20 protein-coding genes and 1 tRNA gene are annotated in these 16,479 nt (G+C 34.4%); 7 read left to right on the top strand and 14 right to left on the bottom strand.

Annotated features, from left to right (window positions below):
• Positions 1-11: 11 nt before the first annotated feature.
• From A6B45_RS09360 to A6B45_RS10700, 4 genes are all read left to right on the top strand, one after another.
• Entirely contained in the window at positions 12-794 is a 783-nt protein-coding gene (locus tag A6B45_RS09360) for a biotin--[acetyl-CoA-carboxylase] ligase (protein WP_227005832.1), read from the top strand.
• Between the two features lie 123 nt (positions 795-917).
• A tRNA-Ser gene (locus tag A6B45_RS09355) sits at positions 918-1,005 on the top strand.
• Positions 1,006-1,647: 642 nt separating this feature from the next.
• Positions 1,648-1,914, top strand: a complete 267-nt coding sequence (locus tag A6B45_RS09350; protein ID WP_072614317.1) for a hypothetical protein — start codon at positions 1,648-1,650, stop codon at positions 1,912-1,914.
• A gap of 277 nt (positions 1,915-2,191) precedes the next feature.
• Positions 2,192-2,275 carry a DUF3892 domain-containing protein gene (locus A6B45_RS10700; RefSeq protein WP_072614516.1) on the top strand — a complete coding sequence of 28 codons (84 nt, stop codon included), beginning with the start codon at positions 2,192-2,194 and terminating at the stop codon, positions 2,273-2,275.
• A gap of 43 nt (positions 2,276-2,318) precedes the next feature.
• On the opposite strand, the gene A6B45_RS09340 is transcribed toward A6B45_RS10700, so the two are convergent.
• The 8 genes from A6B45_RS09340 to A6B45_RS09305 all read right to left on the bottom strand — a co-directional run bounded on the left by A6B45_RS09340 (position 2,319) and on the right by A6B45_RS09305 (position 6,713).
• Positions 2,319-2,909 (bottom strand): hypothetical protein, encoded by a 591-nt coding sequence (locus tag A6B45_RS09340; protein WP_072614316.1) that lies wholly within the window; start codon positions 2,907-2,909, stop codon positions 2,319-2,321.
• Positions 2,910-3,210: 301 nt separating this feature from the next.
• The gene (locus tag A6B45_RS09335) at positions 3,211-3,522 is read right to left on the bottom strand and encodes a hypothetical protein (protein ID WP_072614315.1); all 312 of its coding nucleotides are present in this window, start codon (positions 3,520-3,522) and stop codon (positions 3,211-3,213) included.
• A gap of 29 nt (positions 3,523-3,551) precedes the next feature.
• A complete protein-coding gene (locus tag A6B45_RS09330; RefSeq protein ID WP_072614314.1) occupies positions 3,552-3,824 on the bottom strand; it encodes a hypothetical protein in 273 nt (90 codons plus the stop codon).
• A 316-nt stretch (positions 3,825-4,140) separates the two neighbouring features.
• Complete coding sequence (locus tag A6B45_RS10390) at positions 4,141-4,278, bottom strand: hypothetical protein (RefSeq protein WP_157884981.1); 138 nt, start codon at positions 4,276-4,278, stop codon at positions 4,141-4,143.
• Positions 4,279-4,458: 180 nt separating this feature from the next.
• On the bottom strand, positions 4,459-5,037 hold the full coding sequence (locus A6B45_RS09320; RefSeq protein WP_072614312.1) for a DUF4352 domain-containing protein: 579 nt from the start codon (positions 5,035-5,037) through the stop codon (positions 4,459-4,461).
• A gap of 116 nt (positions 5,038-5,153) precedes the next feature.
• A complete protein-coding gene (locus A6B45_RS09315) occupies positions 5,154-5,654 on the bottom strand; it encodes a tetratricopeptide repeat protein (RefSeq protein WP_197704147.1) in 501 nt (166 codons plus the stop codon).
• A gap of 98 nt (positions 5,655-5,752) precedes the next feature.
• Positions 5,753-6,094, bottom strand: a complete 342-nt coding sequence (locus A6B45_RS09310; protein ID WP_072614311.1) for a ribonuclease G — start codon at positions 6,092-6,094, stop codon at positions 5,753-5,755.
• Between the two features lie 82 nt (positions 6,095-6,176).
• Complete coding sequence (locus tag A6B45_RS09305) at positions 6,177-6,713, bottom strand: GNAT family N-acetyltransferase (protein ID WP_072614310.1); 537 nt, start codon at positions 6,711-6,713, stop codon at positions 6,177-6,179.
• 309 nt (positions 6,714-7,022) lie between these two features.
• Between A6B45_RS09305 and A6B45_RS09300 the strand changes: the two genes are divergently transcribed.
• The gene (locus A6B45_RS09300) at positions 7,023-8,192 is read left to right on the top strand and encodes a DUF2075 domain-containing protein (protein WP_072614309.1); all 1,170 of its coding nucleotides are present in this window, start codon (positions 7,023-7,025) and stop codon (positions 8,190-8,192) included.
• Positions 8,193-8,244: 52 nt separating this feature from the next.
• Here the strand turns inward: A6B45_RS09300 and A6B45_RS09295 are convergent, their stop codons facing one another.
• From A6B45_RS09295 to A6B45_RS09280, 4 genes are all read right to left on the bottom strand, one after another.
• The gene (locus A6B45_RS09295; RefSeq protein ID WP_072614308.1) at positions 8,245-8,760 is read right to left on the bottom strand and encodes a ClbS/DfsB family four-helix bundle protein; all 516 of its coding nucleotides are present in this window, start codon (positions 8,758-8,760) and stop codon (positions 8,245-8,247) included.
• Between the two features lie 94 nt (positions 8,761-8,854).
• Positions 8,855-9,358, bottom strand: coding sequence for a DNA topology modulation protein (locus A6B45_RS09290; RefSeq protein ID WP_072614307.1), 504 nt, complete (start codon positions 9,356-9,358; stop codon positions 8,855-8,857).
• Between the two features lie 167 nt (positions 9,359-9,525).
• Complete coding sequence (locus A6B45_RS09285) at positions 9,526-10,134, bottom strand: TetR/AcrR family transcriptional regulator (protein ID WP_072614306.1); 609 nt, start codon at positions 10,132-10,134, stop codon at positions 9,526-9,528.
• 339 nt (positions 10,135-10,473) lie between these two features.
• Positions 10,474-11,022 carry a GNAT family N-acetyltransferase gene (locus tag A6B45_RS09280; RefSeq protein ID WP_072614305.1) on the bottom strand — a complete coding sequence of 183 codons (549 nt, stop codon included), beginning with the start codon at positions 11,020-11,022 and terminating at the stop codon, positions 10,474-10,476.
• 403 nt (positions 11,023-11,425) lie between these two features.
• Between A6B45_RS09280 and A6B45_RS09275 the strand changes: the two genes are divergently transcribed.
• Positions 11,426-13,042 carry a leucine-rich repeat protein gene (locus tag A6B45_RS09275; RefSeq protein WP_072614304.1) on the top strand — a complete coding sequence of 539 codons (1,617 nt, stop codon included), beginning with the start codon at positions 11,426-11,428 and terminating at the stop codon, positions 13,040-13,042.
• 62 nt (positions 13,043-13,104) lie between these two features.
• On the opposite strand, the gene A6B45_RS09270 is transcribed toward A6B45_RS09275, so the two are convergent.
• A complete protein-coding gene (locus tag A6B45_RS09270) occupies positions 13,105-14,043 on the bottom strand; it encodes a multidrug resistance efflux transporter family protein (RefSeq protein WP_072614303.1) in 939 nt (312 codons plus the stop codon).
• A 197-nt stretch (positions 14,044-14,240) separates the two neighbouring features.
• On the opposite strand from A6B45_RS09270, the gene A6B45_RS09265 reads away from it, so the two are divergent.
• Positions 14,241-15,602, top strand: a complete 1,362-nt coding sequence (locus A6B45_RS09265) for an aminotransferase-like domain-containing protein (protein WP_072614302.1) — start codon at positions 14,241-14,243, stop codon at positions 15,600-15,602.
• 144 nt (positions 15,603-15,746) lie between these two features.
• Here the strand turns inward: A6B45_RS09265 and A6B45_RS09260 are convergent, their stop codons facing one another.
• A complete protein-coding gene (locus A6B45_RS09260) occupies positions 15,747-16,364 on the bottom strand; it encodes a TetR/AcrR family transcriptional regulator (protein ID WP_072614301.1) in 618 nt (205 codons plus the stop codon).
• Between the last annotated feature and the right edge of the window lie 115 nt (positions 16,365-16,479).

Below are 16,479 nucleotides of genomic sequence, written 5' to 3'. Positions count from 1 at the left end.
GGGTGTGCGAATTGTCGCACAAATTTTATACGATGAATTTAATCACACAATCAAGTATGCCTGAACAAATTACAGTGATTGATGTGGTTGACTCAACGATGATAAAAGGCCGAGACATGCTCAATGCGGGTGTGTCTAGGCCTTTTGGCGTTGTTAGCAACCAACAGACGGCTGGTTACGGTAAGAAGGGGCGTTCATTTTTCTCACCTAAAGGAGCGGGTATATATCAAACATTTGTTTTTGATATTCAGAATGAATTCGATGCAGGTCTACTAACTACGGGGGTGGCTGTATCGGTTGCTCATGCAATTTTCAAAGTTAGTGGTATCCAAGTTGATCTTAAATGGGTAAATGATCTATACTTAAACGATCGCAAGATTGCAGGAATCTTAGTAGAAGGCATTCTAACAAATAATGTTGTAACTCAGGTAGCTATTGGTATTGGTTTGAATATTTTGCCAACTGCTGTTCCACAAGAATTAAAACATATTGTTGGAACATTAGGAGTAGATGTTGATAAAAATTTGCTCGTACAAACTATTTTTTCTGAAATTGTAAGTGACTTTTCCGACTATAAAAGTGGTCTACATCTTACATATTATCGCAAGCATTCATATTTACAAAATAAACATGTTATTTTAAAAACAGGTAATGCGGATGTTGAGGGAGACATTTGTGGTGTTGGAGATCATGGAGAGTTACTTATAGAGCAAAATGGGCATGTTTCAGCGTTTATTAGCGGGGATGTTACTAAAGTAGTTCTAAGAGAAATAGCAGGCAATGGGGATAAATAAAGAGCATGTAACGTGGTAGCTCTTTTTTCTCATAAGACGCTTGATTTACTTTAAATAAAGGCTTTATGAATAATTTTGGGTATTGCTATCCGTTCTAAATTCTGGTATATTAGTTATTGTTATGGAGAAGTACTCAAGCGGCTGAAGAGGCGCCCTTGCTAAGGGTGTAGACGTGTTAAAGCGTGCGAGGGTTCGAATCCCTTCTTCTCCACTAATACATTTTAAGGCGTTGCATAAGGTTTTAAAGATCTTAGTGCAACGCCTTTTGTTATGGCTTATTATTTCATTAAAGTGAATGTTATTTCAAGCGAAATAATTCAAAAATAACACATAAAACCAGCATATGGTAAATATTACAGAAATATATATTTAAAAATGTATATACATAGTTCCGACACAACTGGCGGAAAACATATTCGTAACAAACTGCGAACAAGTATACTTTCGGGTACGGTTGTAGCGGTCGTACTTACAGGTACGCCCGTTCATTAAAAACGTTGTAAGTGAATTCAAATACATGGTTGTCCAGTTTTGGACAATTCTGTCTAAAACTACTTTTACTCAATCTTGAGTAAACCAAATTCTCCACTTGTGGCGAAAATAGTTCCCAGATAGTTGGGAAAGTAGATGGGTGAACGAGACGTTACCCCAGCTTAATATAGGAGGGTTGTGGTTCTAAAGTCACAAAACACGAGCTTAGACCTGAAGCACTGTTTTAGTGCATCAGTTTAATTTCAAAACGGGATTGAGTTGACAACAGATACCTAAGGTAACGGTTTGATACTTTAGCATAACGACAATTTGTAATAAGCGCCTTGTAGGAGTAGAATTCTCACTAAAGGGGAACTTCAAAATGTCAAAAAAAGAAAATTTGCTGGAATTATTGCAAAAACTAGATGTGAATAGTGACGAACAAGTTTATATCAATAAAGCTATTCATCAATTAACAGATGAAAAGCAAAGCGAACAAGTTGTTGCTCGTGGTTTGGCGAAAGACTTTAGATCACTTGCATTGAACCAGAAGTTATCTGAACAAGGATTAAAGCTATTCACAGAGTTACAGAAGCCTAATTTTGCTGAAGATGTTGCTCGCTTGTCTGCAACAATGTGGACATTATAAACTTATATTTTCTTAGAACAGAAGCCCCCGTCTATTTGGAGGCTTTTTTACTTTACGTTAATCGTCTATAGAGCTATATTATAACTGTGAAAGGATAGTGGAGAGTTGTTGACTTAAATAATGGCATGAGCCAGTGAATTATTAGGAGATAAAACATTGACACAATCAAAATGGGCAGATTTTTTTGATTTGTGAAGTACACCATGGTGATGATCCAGATGTTATAGAATCCGTAAAAGTTAAACTTGATTTTATTGATTCTATTTCTAAATGAAAAATTGAATTTACTAAGGAATACATTAGAACTGACTGTAATTCAACGAAAAAGGATAATTTGGATAACCTACCAGAATATAAGTAAGCAAAAAGCCCCTGATTAGTCCTCGGAGGCTTTTTTAATTAACTTAGTTGTACTCAACAATATCTTGGGGTTCTAATAGTTTCAATCCAGCAAGTGACATTTCAAATCTGTATGAAGAGCCATCTTCTGAGAATTGGATATTTTCTGCGTTTACAGAGAATGCATTCAGAACGTTTTCCTGTATTTGCTCGCTGGTAATCATTTTAATCGGTGTAATTCCAACTGTAACACCTGCTGTCGTGAATTTGGTTGAGATTATATCGTTACCGAATAACTCTAATAATTTGAACTTAACAATTAATCTGGATATGTTATAGGTATAAGCAAATCTGTTCCAATTCTTTATTTTTCCGTAGTCAAATGTTCCGTTATTCATAGATGTATATATATCGTTCTGAATTTTGTTCACATAATTTACGCGAGCAATTACTATGATAACAAAGAGTGCCAGTTCCACTAAGTAGACAAGCAAGTTTGTAAAGTTTTCGTTACCAAAAAGAAAATGCAATGCAGTATTAATCACTAGTAAAAGGGAGATAAATAATGCTGCAGACGCTACAAGCGTGCCAATATTTTGAGTTGGGGTGGTGTTATCATCAATGTATTTTTGTAATTTAGGTGAAAAATATTTCATGTTGGTTTTTTCTTTCTTGAGTTTCTTCTAATTTTAATCTAGCAAGTGACATTTCAAATTTTTAGGACGAGCTATCTTCATAAGTTCCGTTATATATAGAATTCTACATATCTTTAATTTTGTCACCTATCATACTGTATGCGCGCAAATATTAAAATTGCCGTTTCGACAAAATTGGCAATTAAGTTTATGTTGTGTTTAATATTAACATTGCGGAAATAAATAACGCCAAAAAATTTAAACACCAGTATCTTGCGTTTTTTGTGTATTATCGTTGCTTTGTTTGTTGGAAATCTGGTTATTATTTATAAATATATAAATGGCGATATAGTTCTTGGCTAACCTGAAAAATGTTGAGCAAGCTAACCAATGCGTAAGCTGAAAAAGGTAACCATTTTTTCTCTCTAAATCTCTCAACAGCGTATGAAATAAGCATAAATGCTAGTAACAATGGCATTGAGCGCTGGATATAGATATTATTCGGATATATAAAATTGGCTACAATCAAAGGAATAGCAATTACAAAAAGCGCTGCTCTATATTGAAACATTTTGCTGTGTATTTTTAGGTCTTTCATATTTACACTTTCTCTTTCTTTATTCTTCTGATTCATGTTTAAAAGCTTTTTTATTTAATCATCAATTAGTTATCTCCAATGATAGGGCGTCGTCTGATAATAATTTTTTTGTCTAAAGTAACTGATATTCCTTGTTCAAAATACCCGCTATTCTCGACTATAGCTTCATTCTTGCTAACCTTGAGCAATATTACTGGACCGCCTCTAAAGTTATCAGAAACATCTCCAATAGCTATATTTCCCTGCTCATTATCCATAACGATTGTATTTTCAGGTGTAAATAGTTGCCAACCATAAGCTACTATTTGTGTCTTTAATTCTTGTGCTTTTTTTGTCATTATTTTTTCCCCAATAATGCTTTTAACGTGGTTCTGCACGTGATAACTACTGATGACTAACAGAAAAATTACCTAAAGAAAGATATTATAGTTATTATTAGTAAAGTAGCTACGCTAACCAGAAATAAATCCCATTTTAAATATAATTTTGAACGCGTATGACGGTATCTATCAATTACAAGAACTAACCATAATGTAACAAGGATCGAAGCCTGAATGATTTGTATATATACTGAGCGTGCATTAGTTAAAACTTTATATATAATTGTTCCTAATAATCCCATCGTCGCAATGGTTTTAAATAAATTGGCTCTTGTCATAGTTTTATCTCTCTATTGGTTGAAATATTTGTATTGTTCTCCTCAAAGAAAAACTTAGCAAGCAATTTCAGTGCATAATCGTTGTCGTTAATTTTTGCATCATTCTTGGCCAAAGATGAAAATGCATAAGTCATGTGTTGCCCACCACTAAGAATAAGCTTCAATTTATGAAGCTCATTCTTAGTGGTGAAAAGTCAGATCTAAAATTGGGGTTAATAACGATTAAATTATAAAGCAACGTCAGAATCACAACTAGAACCAGGAATTTCAAGAATCATTATCCTGAGTATTAGTATCATGTTCAGTTTTAAATCTTATTCTTGATTCAGTTTAAAAGTTATTTTCCCTTTGTTAAGATTAGTATCTTGTTGGTAAATTAACTTTAGTTGATGATTTGTATTTGCTTGCCCCACAAGGTTTCCCGTTGTTGATTCACCTTTAAGTAAGATGCCGCTGTCTAAAGAATCAGTTACGTTGTAAGAAGACTCCGTTGTATCTGTTTGTTTACCATTGTCATCAAGGTGAAAAAAGTATGAATCATAATCAAATTTTTTATTACTATGATTGGTAATGGTTATATTAACAACAACAAATTGATTTCCAGCATCTAATTTATCAATTTTTGGGTAACCATCTATGAAACGGAAGTCATTTACTTTAAACTGAATATCTTTATATTCTGCTGTCTCACCAACTTTAAAAATTGACTGCGGTTTTAAAGTGTTTTTGGATGAGGTTGTATCAACTTTTTTAACTAAATCACCAGAATACTTAGTATAAGTTTGCCAAAAGCCAATAATGACGACAATTACTATTATTAGCGTGGTAATCCAAATACTTTGATAAAGAATTTTATTTTTGGAACGTGCTTTTATATTTTTTCTTCTTTGCATTTTATATGCGCATTAAAGCAGCGAGTGACTTGTAATGGAACAGCAACTATTTGCCGGTTTTATTTTCATGATTTGTCCCTATTGAGGATTTTTAATATACGATGCTCGATGATTATTTAAAATGTCTGGTCTAGATCTTGTGAGTACAGTTCTAGTGCTTTAGTATACGATTTAATATCAGTGTCTTCACTTGTCTCAATAAGACATTCCAATAAAATAGTTGTGGACTCTTTAAAGCGTTTTAAATTATAGAGTGTCATCCCCTTGAAAACTTTTAAAGCATTATTTGTTGGAAATAATTCCGTACCTTTTGATAAAATATCTAATGATTCATCATAAGAACCTATTGATCGTAGAGTACTACCTAAACCTAAGTAGGCGTTTTCTAAATCGACAGATTCTAGCCCATTGTTATCAATGGCTGCATAGTAGTGAGGGACAGCTTCTCTTTCTTGCCCAAGAATATCGAAGCTCCAAGCATATTGATATTGAATATAGGCATTAAGCGGATATTTTGCATCTAATTTTTTTAAGATACGGTTGGATGCCTTAAATTCTTTTTCATGTCTCATTTTTAGTGCGGTTTTTAAAAGAATATTGTCTTGAGTGGTCATCATTTGATTTCAGTTCCTATAAATTTCAAACGAGTGATTAATGAGTTTGAAATTTTTTGTTGATTTTTCTCTGCGCAAGCACACCAAATAGGATGAGACTATTAATAGTTATTTTGATTTAAGACTGATGAGAAAAGAATCACGAAAAGTAAAAAGTATAGTACTAATATGGCGATTGTCAAAATAAACTGTACCAATCCAGCACGATTCCATGTGGCCTGGACAGCTTTAAATGTCTCCACGTCAGTGTAATCACCTTTTTGCCAAGCCCATTCATTGCCTTTAAATCCACAAACAAAGATCCAAATGAAATTAAATAAAGGGATTAGGCATAGTAAAGGTAAATAAGTTTTGTTACCAATTCCCCAAAAAATGTTATACATGAAGGCCCCCCAGTTCCAACCTTTAATTTCAACAGGTACAATTTTGCCATTCTCATCCATAATCATTCTCCCAATTCTTTTAACATGAGTCCTACATGTTAACTTGTTTATGTATGCACTCATTGAGTGCTTTTATTTTTTATTACTGCCTTGCATACCAGTCTTCTTGGAAAATCGCATAATAGTCTATATCAATCCATTTTCCGTTGTAAAAAATTTCATTCTTGGCTGTACCTTCTTTGACGAATCCCGCTTTAGTGTAGGCTTTTACAGCGCCGATGTTGGAGGGGTATACTGAGAGCTTAATTTTGTGCATGTTGAGATTATTAAAACCATAATCCAAGATTAAAGACAAGGCTTCAGTGCCATATCCCTTTGATCGGTCTTCCTTTTTGGGGAAGCCAATACCAAGTTCACAGGAATGATTGCGTACACTGATATCAGATAGATCAACAAACCCAACTAAACTATCATCACTGACTTTTCGAATGGTAAATTCAACATTTTCATAGCTGTTGGAAGCATCCCTAAATATTTTTTCCCAGTCTTCCGCGGTGTAAGGGTGAATCATATCACTAGTTAACGGCGTTAAAAAATCTTCGTCCCATTGCCAACTAGCTAACTTTTTTCCATCTTCTTCATGATAATGCGACAGTTTTACATTGTTACCTATAAACATGTTTTTCTCTTTTCTTTAATATGCATTAGTGAGTTTCCTATAAACAATTAAAGAAATATGCAGCCTAGTTCATCTTGCTTGCAGTCATAATGCAACTCCGTTGATACATCTTTTATCGTGGATAAGTATTTGCACGTTAATATTTGGAACACTTTACTTTGCTTATATAGTATCAAATAGTTAAAGGACACGAATACTATTAGAAAAACCTTAAATAAATGTTAACATGATGAACCTTGTGGGGATAACAATAAAATCTGATGTTTCCTTACTAAGTCTGTATAATAAATACAATAGGAGTGAATCGCAATGAATAAAATTTTAAAAGATCAGTTCATGATTGATCAATTATCTGATAATCAGAAAGAAACCATTACAAGTATAAACAGTTATATTAATGAGAGCATTAAAGGAAATCAGCATGCTGTGGCGGTTATTCAAGGGGCTGCCGGCACTGGTAAATCAGTTGTTTTAATGAATTTAGTCACAAAATATATGACGGATAAACGCTATAAAACCGCGTTAGTTGTTAATCATCCCGAATTATTTAAAGCTTATCAAGATCTTGCCCATGATATTCCCGGTATGAAAGAAAAGGATATCTTACGTCCCACAGCACTCATTAATCGTGCCCAGAAAAACAATTGGAAATATGATGTTATTTTCGTAGATGAGGCACATTTATTATATTCAAAGCCAGAGCCTTATGCACACTATCGAGGTGAGAACCAACTCACAGATTTGATGAACTTAGCCAAAATTGTGGTGGTGGTCTATGATTTTGCACAAGTTTTTCAATCTAAAATGTACTGGTCACAAGATTTATTACGTCAGACCGTTGGTAGTCATCCATACCGACAATTTGATATGGATTTTCAATATCGTATGGTTGCTAGTTCAGAACAAGTACAATGGATGGATGACTTAACAGCACAAAAGCCATTAATGCCTTTTCCTCGTAATAGTGATTTTGACTTTAAAGTATTCTCAACAGCAGGGGACTTATATGAGGAAGTTAAAGCTAAAAATCGCGAAGTTGGGCTCAGTCGTGTTGTCGCAACTTCTGGATTCCCACGCATCGATGGGCGCCATAATGTTGAGATGGACACATTTTCTTTGCCTTGGGACGAATGGGATCCACAACGTACACACTGGGCTAAACGTGAATCCTCTATTACACAAGTAGGCACAATTTATACCTTACAAGGATTTGATTTGAATTACGTGGGCATGATCATTGGTCCATCATTTGGCTATGACGACAAAACAGATAGCATGACTATTTTGCCAGAAAAATACTCACACAAAGAGATTTTTAAGAAGCGTAAGGATATCAAATTTACAAGCAAAGAATATCAAGATTTTATTGCTAATGTTTTGAATGTTTTAATTAAACGTGGCAAATATGGTATGTATTTAACAGCTTATGATGATCAACTAAGGCAACGGTTAGTTGATTTGTATCAAAATGAATGTTAAATTATAGCAACAAAAAGCCATGATAACAGTATATGTTATCATGGCTTTTTGTTTATTTAATCAATGCTAACTTTTTCCACTTACGAATCTTGGTTCTAAAAGTTTTAAAAGGTGCTACCGAGTTGATGTGAACCCATTTCCATACCGGCCATTGGGCTGGAGTAGTTGCCCACTTTCGCTTATTGGGCTCAAATAAAATGTCATCTGGTAAAGAACTTACAAGTTCACAAAGTTCATTAACACGTTTATTTAGCAAGTTAATCTGTTCTTCAAGAGAAAGGTCAGCATAAGTATCATAAAATGATTGATAGAGTCCGCCTAAATTATTCCATTTATAACCTTTTGCTGGTACAAAGATCTCTTTCCCAGCTATTTCATCTCTTTCCCAGTTCAATAAGGCGGTAATCCATCCTAACTGGTATGAAATGTTTTCGCTTGGTGTGCGATCAACATCTTGTATCCGTTTATTGCTAAGTGAATTTGGAATATTTGTAAATTCATCAATGTACTTTTTATAACTGGTTTTAATGGCCTCGTTTAATGCGACCTTGCTTTCATATGATTTCATCGGATAGCGTTCTTTCTAAAGTATGATGGATTATTTGAGCGACCTGATTCAACATTTGTTTTGATCACATATAATTGTACGTTTTTTGTAAAACTTATAATTGGTCCAAAAATTGTTCAATTTGTTTTTTGTTTTTTAAGATAACAATATTTTTAGATTGATCAATCGTTTCAAACATGTTCATGATCATAACTTTTTGTTTATTGGGAAAGTGCCAAATCCACTTGAGAAAATCAAAATCAATTTTTTCCGGGCAATTGTCTTGCATATCTGGACGTGACGTGCCTCTATACTGCAGAAGACGTTTAAAAACTTGATAGATACATACAAATCGACTTCTATCTAGGAATATAATGGTATCGGCAGCAGCAACTCTAATATCTAGTGTGCCATTATAATTACCATCAATGATCCAGCTATCTTGACGCACTAAATTGTTAACAATGATGGCTTGTTCAGGTTTTGGCGTCATTTGCCAATTCGGTTTCCACAACAACTTATCTAAGTGAAAAACTGTAATGTTCAATTGCTTACTCAGTTTGCGTGCTAACGTTGATTTTCCAGCACCGCCTGAGCCAATTAATAAAACTCTTTTCATGATTTTCCCTCACGTTGCTTACTATTATAACTTTAAAACGATCAAATATAAATGAGATTGTTGGGAGAAAGAATCAGCTGTTATAAAAATCCAAGGCGCATATAGAACTAGTAAAAGTAGCGCTCATCTTTTTATCAGTCACTGAAGTATAGGAAAAGGAATTCTAATTATGCTGGTTGATAGACAGCAAATAATCGGCTTTGAATCAAAATTTTTGCTACATCGCTTGGCGTTTCAGGATTAGCTTTTTGTAACCAATGGTCAATGATACTGACAAGGCTACTGGTTAATAACTCAATCGTGTAGTCACTTGGTAAGGCTTGCAATATATGATCACTAGTATTTTTGCATAGCTTTTCAAATAAGTGGTCAAGTAGGCGGTTCATTTTGTAAATAAATTGTTTATCACCGTTTTCGGATAGCAAGGTTTGAAAGAAAAAGCGGTTATTATCTAGATAATTGAAAATATTAATCAAACTGAAATATGGCGAGGAGGGCGTAGATAGTATATCGCCTGAGGGATTGTCTAGCCAAGCAACTGTTTTATTAATTGTTAAGGTGGAAAGCGTTTCAATGTGTTTTAATAAATTATTTTCCAATTTCTCCAAGAGATCATATTTATCAAGAAAATATACATAGAACGTACCACGGCTAAGGCCAGCTTGTTGAGTGATATCTGATATCCTTGTATTAGCAAAGCCTCTTTGATGGACTAGACTTATAAACACTGTGGTAATCTTTGTTCTGGTCAAGTTTTTCTTATCTTGTCTATTCATGCGTATATCCTTTTCAATAAGTGTCAAAAATCAAAAGCTTGTTGTAAGTAAGGTTAAGTATTTGCTATCTGAATAAAACCTATTTGATATATTACCTAAAGTTATCATAACATCTACATTTAAAGCATGCAAGTGATTGCTTGCATGCTTTAAATGTAGATGTTGCCAGTCAGCAAATGAACAATGATGAGTGAGGGGAAATTTGTTCACAAAGATCAAATTGACAGTTGTATCACAACTAAAAAAGTTGACGCTGAGGTATAATTAACGTTGAATTATAATGAGACAGAAAAAACGCGGGATAACATTATGTTATTTCGCGTTTTTTAGCATTGATTATCATTGATACTCATTTTGGGAAGCATACCAGTCATTTTGGAAGATGGCGTAATGGTCAATATCGACCCATTTGCCATCATAGAAGACTTCATTTTTAAAGGTACCTTCTTTGGTAAATCCATTCTTTTTGTAGGCTTTCACAGCAGGTGTGTTAAATGGATAAACGGTGAGCTTAATTTTATGCATATTTAAATTGTTAAAACCATAATCTAAGATTAAGCTCAAGGTTTCAGATCCATAACCTTTTAGACGATCTTCCTTTTTAGGAAAACCAATCGCTAATTCGCCAGTATGATTGCGTATGTTGAGGTCAAACAAGGCAACAAATCCGACCAAATCATTATTCTCTGTTTTTCTAACAGTAAATTCAACATTTTCTTTGCTTTTAGATGAACGTCTAAATATATTTTCCCAGTCCTCAGCGGTATGAGGATGAATCATATCATCTGATAACGGGTTATTGAACGCATCATCCCATTGCCATTCAGCAAATTTTTTGCCGTCACCGTCATGATAGTGTGATAGTTTTACTTTTTTTCCTATAAACATGTCTGCTTTGATCTCTTTTCTTTAAATTGTCATGAGCTTTATGATCTGCACCAACAATTCAAATTTGATGCAGATTAGTTATTTTTATTTGCAATCATATGCGACTCCATATCATCAACACCTTTTAACGTGAATAAGTTGTTGCACGTTCATATTTAATATATTTTAATGATAACAAATATAGCAATATATTAAAATATATTAATTTAATATATTATTAACCCATCAAGTGTTGAAAGAGGTATTAATGAATAATGTGATTTATAATAAAAACAGAGATAAGAGAATTCTGAGTATGTGATGTCTCATTCGGCGTTAACAGTGCTTAGCCAGTTTTCTATCGTAAAGCATGTTGTGAAGGAGTTTTATTGCAGCACGAAATAGGTAGGGGAGGAATGAATGTATGATGTATAACGATGATACGGTTAGAGAAACTCGAGGCAAATATCTTTTGATCAGAATGATGTTCATTATATTGTTTGTTGGTGGTGCATTGTGTATCAATAGCACGATTGTCCATGCTGATGGCGTACCACAACCGTCTCTCAAAATAAAGAATGGGGTCTTGTATGGTTTTTCGGACAATTCATCACAACATATAGGGGCAAAGGTTGTGATTCCAAATAATGTTACAAGTATTGCTAGCACTGCTTTTTACAATCAAGGCATTGCGAGTGTTGATTTTAGTTCAGCAACTAACCTAAAATCTATCGGAGATTTTGCTTTTGCTAAAAATCGTTTAACAGCTGTGCAGTATCCTAATCTAAATGACAATAATTTAGGATGGTATATTTTCTATGATAACGCGATCAGCTCAGTCACGTTTGCTAACGGTGTGACACATATTAACGATGGTGCCTTTGCCAAAAATCCTAATCTGACATCGGTCACTTTTCCAGCAACAATTACATCAATTGGTGATTGGACATTTGCCGGTGATCGCTTAAAGACGGTTGATCTGACAACGATAAAAAATACGAATAGCTTAAGTGTTGGCTCAGGAGCTTTCTATGGAAATCAAGCCTCACATATTACGGTGTTACCCAATAATGTATTAGATAGTAGTGGCAATCATCCGGTTCGCTGGTATGGTTATGAAGCTTTTGGACAAAATACTGGGCAGGCGGATGCCGTTGCTAAGCAATATGCATTGAAGCATCAGTCTTATGGGAAAGGGGCATCTGGTAGCATAAGTAATCCACAAAGTTTTACTTATGATCACAATGATCCAACAGTAGTGACAGGTATTAAATCGGGCGTCACCACACTCGGTAAAACTATTGTTATTCCCACGAATGTGACAAAGGTTGCTGCTAATGCGTTTAAATCATTAGGCCTCACGGGCGTAGATTTCTCCAAAGCAACAAATCTGAAACAGATTGGGAATTTTGCTTTCTATGATAACCAAATTTCAAACACATTAACTTTACCTAACAGCCTAAACACTGACATATCAGGTATTGGCTGGTATGCATTTGCGTCAAATAATATAGCAAAAGTTAACTTACCAAATAATGGTCTGACAGCATTGAATGATTTTGTGTTTGCTAGCAATCAACTTACTAGTATCAACTTGCCAAACACTTTGAAAACAATGGGGGATGGTACCTTCATTGATAATCAAATGACAAATATAATATTACCATCTAGTATTCAAAGAGTTGGTTCTGGATGTTTTGCTGGCAACTTAATTAACAGTACACGCGCAACAGAACTAACCGCTACAATTAATGGTACAAATTCTGAAAAAAGTTTTTCAGCAGTATTATATCCTTTTGGTATAACTGATACCAATCAGTCGCCAGCAGCTAGCACGATTAAGAATCGCTTTGTAGAAATGAATGATGGCACTTGGAAGTACTTAGACAGCAATGGAGTACCTTTAACAGGTAAGCAGATTATTGACGGACATACTTATTATTTTAAATCTGATGGCACACAAGTAAAAGGTTACTCTATCAAATTCAAGGACGGTAGTGTGCACTATTTTGATGCGAATAGTGGCGATATGTTGAACTAAAACCCAAACGTTTACTGTTGTGCTTTGATAAAAAAAGCGCTGTGGTTGATAACTCGGGAAGATTACTTACGCAAACTAATTCCCAGTATGCCTACTATAATCACTACGACACCTACGAGTTCCCAACTGAGTGAAAAAGGGTGATGGAGAAAGATTGCACTTAATAAGATGGAAAAAACGAGCTCCATCGCTTGAGTAGCCTCAACCTTCGATAACGATTTGATTTCTCGAAAAACTAAGGAAGTTGCATGAAAAAATATAGCGGTCGCTATAATACCAGAAAACAGTGCCACTAAAAGAGTGGACACCATTGTTTTGGCAGTAGGGGCACCACTAATATAGAAACTAACAATAGCCAACAAAATCCACGTTGGGTAGGTACACAGTAGCATGCCCCACATTCTTTCGAGACCGGTAATTTTTGGCGCAGTCATCATAACTTTTCGGTTTCCAAGTGGATAACAAATAGCCGCAATCACTATCGCTAGTATTGATAAGTATATTTGGTTAGAAATTTGAATAGCACCCAAGTATTGGAGAATTGTTAGGAAGACACCGAAGAGAATAATAAGCATCCAAGGTAAACTTTGCCAAGGGAAAGGAATTTTTGTTGAAAGATTACCGATATTGAGTAGAGGCGTTGTTAAAACACCACAAACAATAGTTACCTGCCAAACACTGGCGATTAGCCAACCAGGTAGATAATTACTAGCTAGGCATAACGGAACATAAAATAGAACAAAACAGAAGTGACTCCAGGCCCACCAAGATAGAGGCCGTTTGCGTATTGATTGGTTAACTCGCCTAAAGGAGCCTCCTAATGGAATGAATATCAAAGCAAGCATCGGCATCATCCATAAATATCGTAAAGAGGCAGACCAGAGCCAAAATCCATTTTTATTAGCAATAACTTCATTAAATATAAATGTAAGAGAGAAGAAGAAGGCAGATACCACGCCCAATATAATTGCTTGCATACTCTTTGATAACTTATTCATCATTCAATTTATCCTCACTCTTTCAATGGACAATTTATAAGTATAAGGCTAACAGCAATTAAATAAGCATACAATAAAAAAATTGTATGCCATATAATTTTTATTGTGCATAGATTAGTGTATACTGATTTTTAATGAACAGATATTTTAGTGGTTACAGGTATTGATGCTGATAAATTTTACTTAGGAGGCTGAACGGGGTGAATGATTATGAATTACCATGGGTACCGAGCAAGTTACCACTTGAGAAACCTTTTTATAAAAGTATTTATCAATCCTTATATGATGACATTCTGACGGGTGTCCTTAAGCCGCACGATCAGTTACCATCGCAACGTGAATTGTCATATTTTTTGGATATTCACTTCACCACAGTGACACATGCCTATGATCTTGGTTTGAAAAATGGCTTATTATATACCGAAAGGGGGCGAGGTACTTTTATATCGCCTAATGGCATTTCTGATCATACTATTCAAGGAAAAGAAGGCGTAAATGATTTAGGTATTTTGAATGTAACTTCAGTTGAAAATAGTTTAGCAGAATTTTATGTGAAAGAAGCTATTAAGAATATTCCCGTTAAAAAGTTACTGCGGTATTTCACAAAGTCATCCTTAGATGATAGTTATGATAGGGCCACACAAAAATGGTTTGAATATTTAAACATAGATGTATCTGGCGATATGGTCAGCCTAATAACAAATGGCGGACAGAACGCACTCGCCATCATTTTAACAGCTTTATTTAAACCTTCAGACACCATAGTTGTGGATGACTTCACATATTCTAATTTTATTGAATTAGCTAAAACGTTGCATATTAAGTTATTGTCAATTCCACAAGATGATGAGGGGATGAAGCTTGATCAGTTGGAAGATATGTTGACAACGCATACAGTTGCTGGTGTTTATGTCATGCCTTTTCGGTCGAACCCCACTAATGTTTCCATGTCCATTAGGCGGCGAGAGAAGTTAGCAGCTCTAAGCATTAGCCATAATTTTTTAATCATCGAAGATGATTATTTACGATACTTGGATGTTGAAAAACAGAAAGCCATGATTAACCTGTCACCGAGTCACACAATCTACCTATCTAGTTTCTCTAAAATAGTTGCTCCAGGAATTCGCGTAGCGTTGGTATTGTTTGATAAAAAGTTTGAGCAAAAAATGAAACATTCATTTACAAATCTCAATTTACAGGAGCCAACTTTAGATTTTGAAATTATTAAATATTTAATTAATCATGACTTTGTTTTAAAGATAATTAATAGCCAAATGAAGCAGATAAAGACTAGTTTAGCTTTATTTGAGGACGTCTTTGAAACAACAGCACCACTGAGTCCATTTCAATGGATTAAGATAAATTCTGCAATTAATATTAAACAAGTGAAAGATCGTCTGGATAAGCTGGGAATACATGTATTATACAGTCCGCAGTTTCAAGCAGGTGGTTGGAAATCAAATAACGACTATTTTATTAGAGTATCGATAACTGCCATTAATGATTTAGCAAAACTAGAAAAACTGTTGCGAACTATTAAACGTACAATTTCGCCGAGCTAAGTTTATAATCCGTGTCATTGATTTTTAAAATATAAATATAAAACAAAGAGAATATGTGAATAACATATTCTCTTTGTTTTATTAACTGTGGTGTCATTGTCGCTTTAAAGAAAAATGACCGAGACTTGATTTGTGTTACAAAAATTATTTTACCTGGTAAGCAGCCAGTATACGACTTCTAATCAAAATTTCGGCAATTTCAGATGGAGATTCAGGGTCATCTTTTTGTAACCAATGACCAATAATGCTAATGAGCGAACTAATTAATAGATCATGTGTATAGTCACTGGGAATAATCTCATTACCATCTTTAAAAATATTTTTGTAATGTGAGTCAATTTGTTCATCAATCAAATGACGTAACTTATACACAAATTGTGAATCACCATTTTTTGAGAGGAGTGTCTTAAGCGTGAAACGGTTTTTATCGAGAAAGTCAAAAGACTGAATGAAACTACGATACGGTGAATAAGTATCTAACTCAGCCGATAGTTTATTATTATCAACATCGTCTAGCCAAGATATTGTCTTATCTATATTATTTTGCATTAGCTTTTCCATATTAGTTAGTAAATAAGTCTCAATTTTTTCTAACACATCGTATTTATCAAGATAATAAATATAAAAAGTACCACGACTTAGTTTGGCTGTTCGTGTGATGTTGGAGACGGTTAAGTTGTTAAAGCCTTTTTCGCTAACTAATTTCACGAAAGCATCCATAATTCGTTGTTGTGTTAATTTATTTTTTTCCTGCCGATTCATACTATTCTCCTCATAAAATTAGACAAATCCCTTAGTACTTGTACATTGATTTATATATAACCAATGCTAATATAAACTATAGCTACAAAAAAAGCAACACGTTGTTAAAAAAGGG

Origin of the sequence: Leuconostoc suionicum (genome assembly GCF_001891125.1) — a bacterium.
Taxonomy (GTDB): domain Bacteria; phylum Bacillota; class Bacilli; order Lactobacillales; family Lactobacillaceae; genus Leuconostoc; species Leuconostoc suionicum.
Note: the sequence above shows the minus strand (reverse complement) of the source record. Positions and strands in the feature narration are given on the sequence as shown.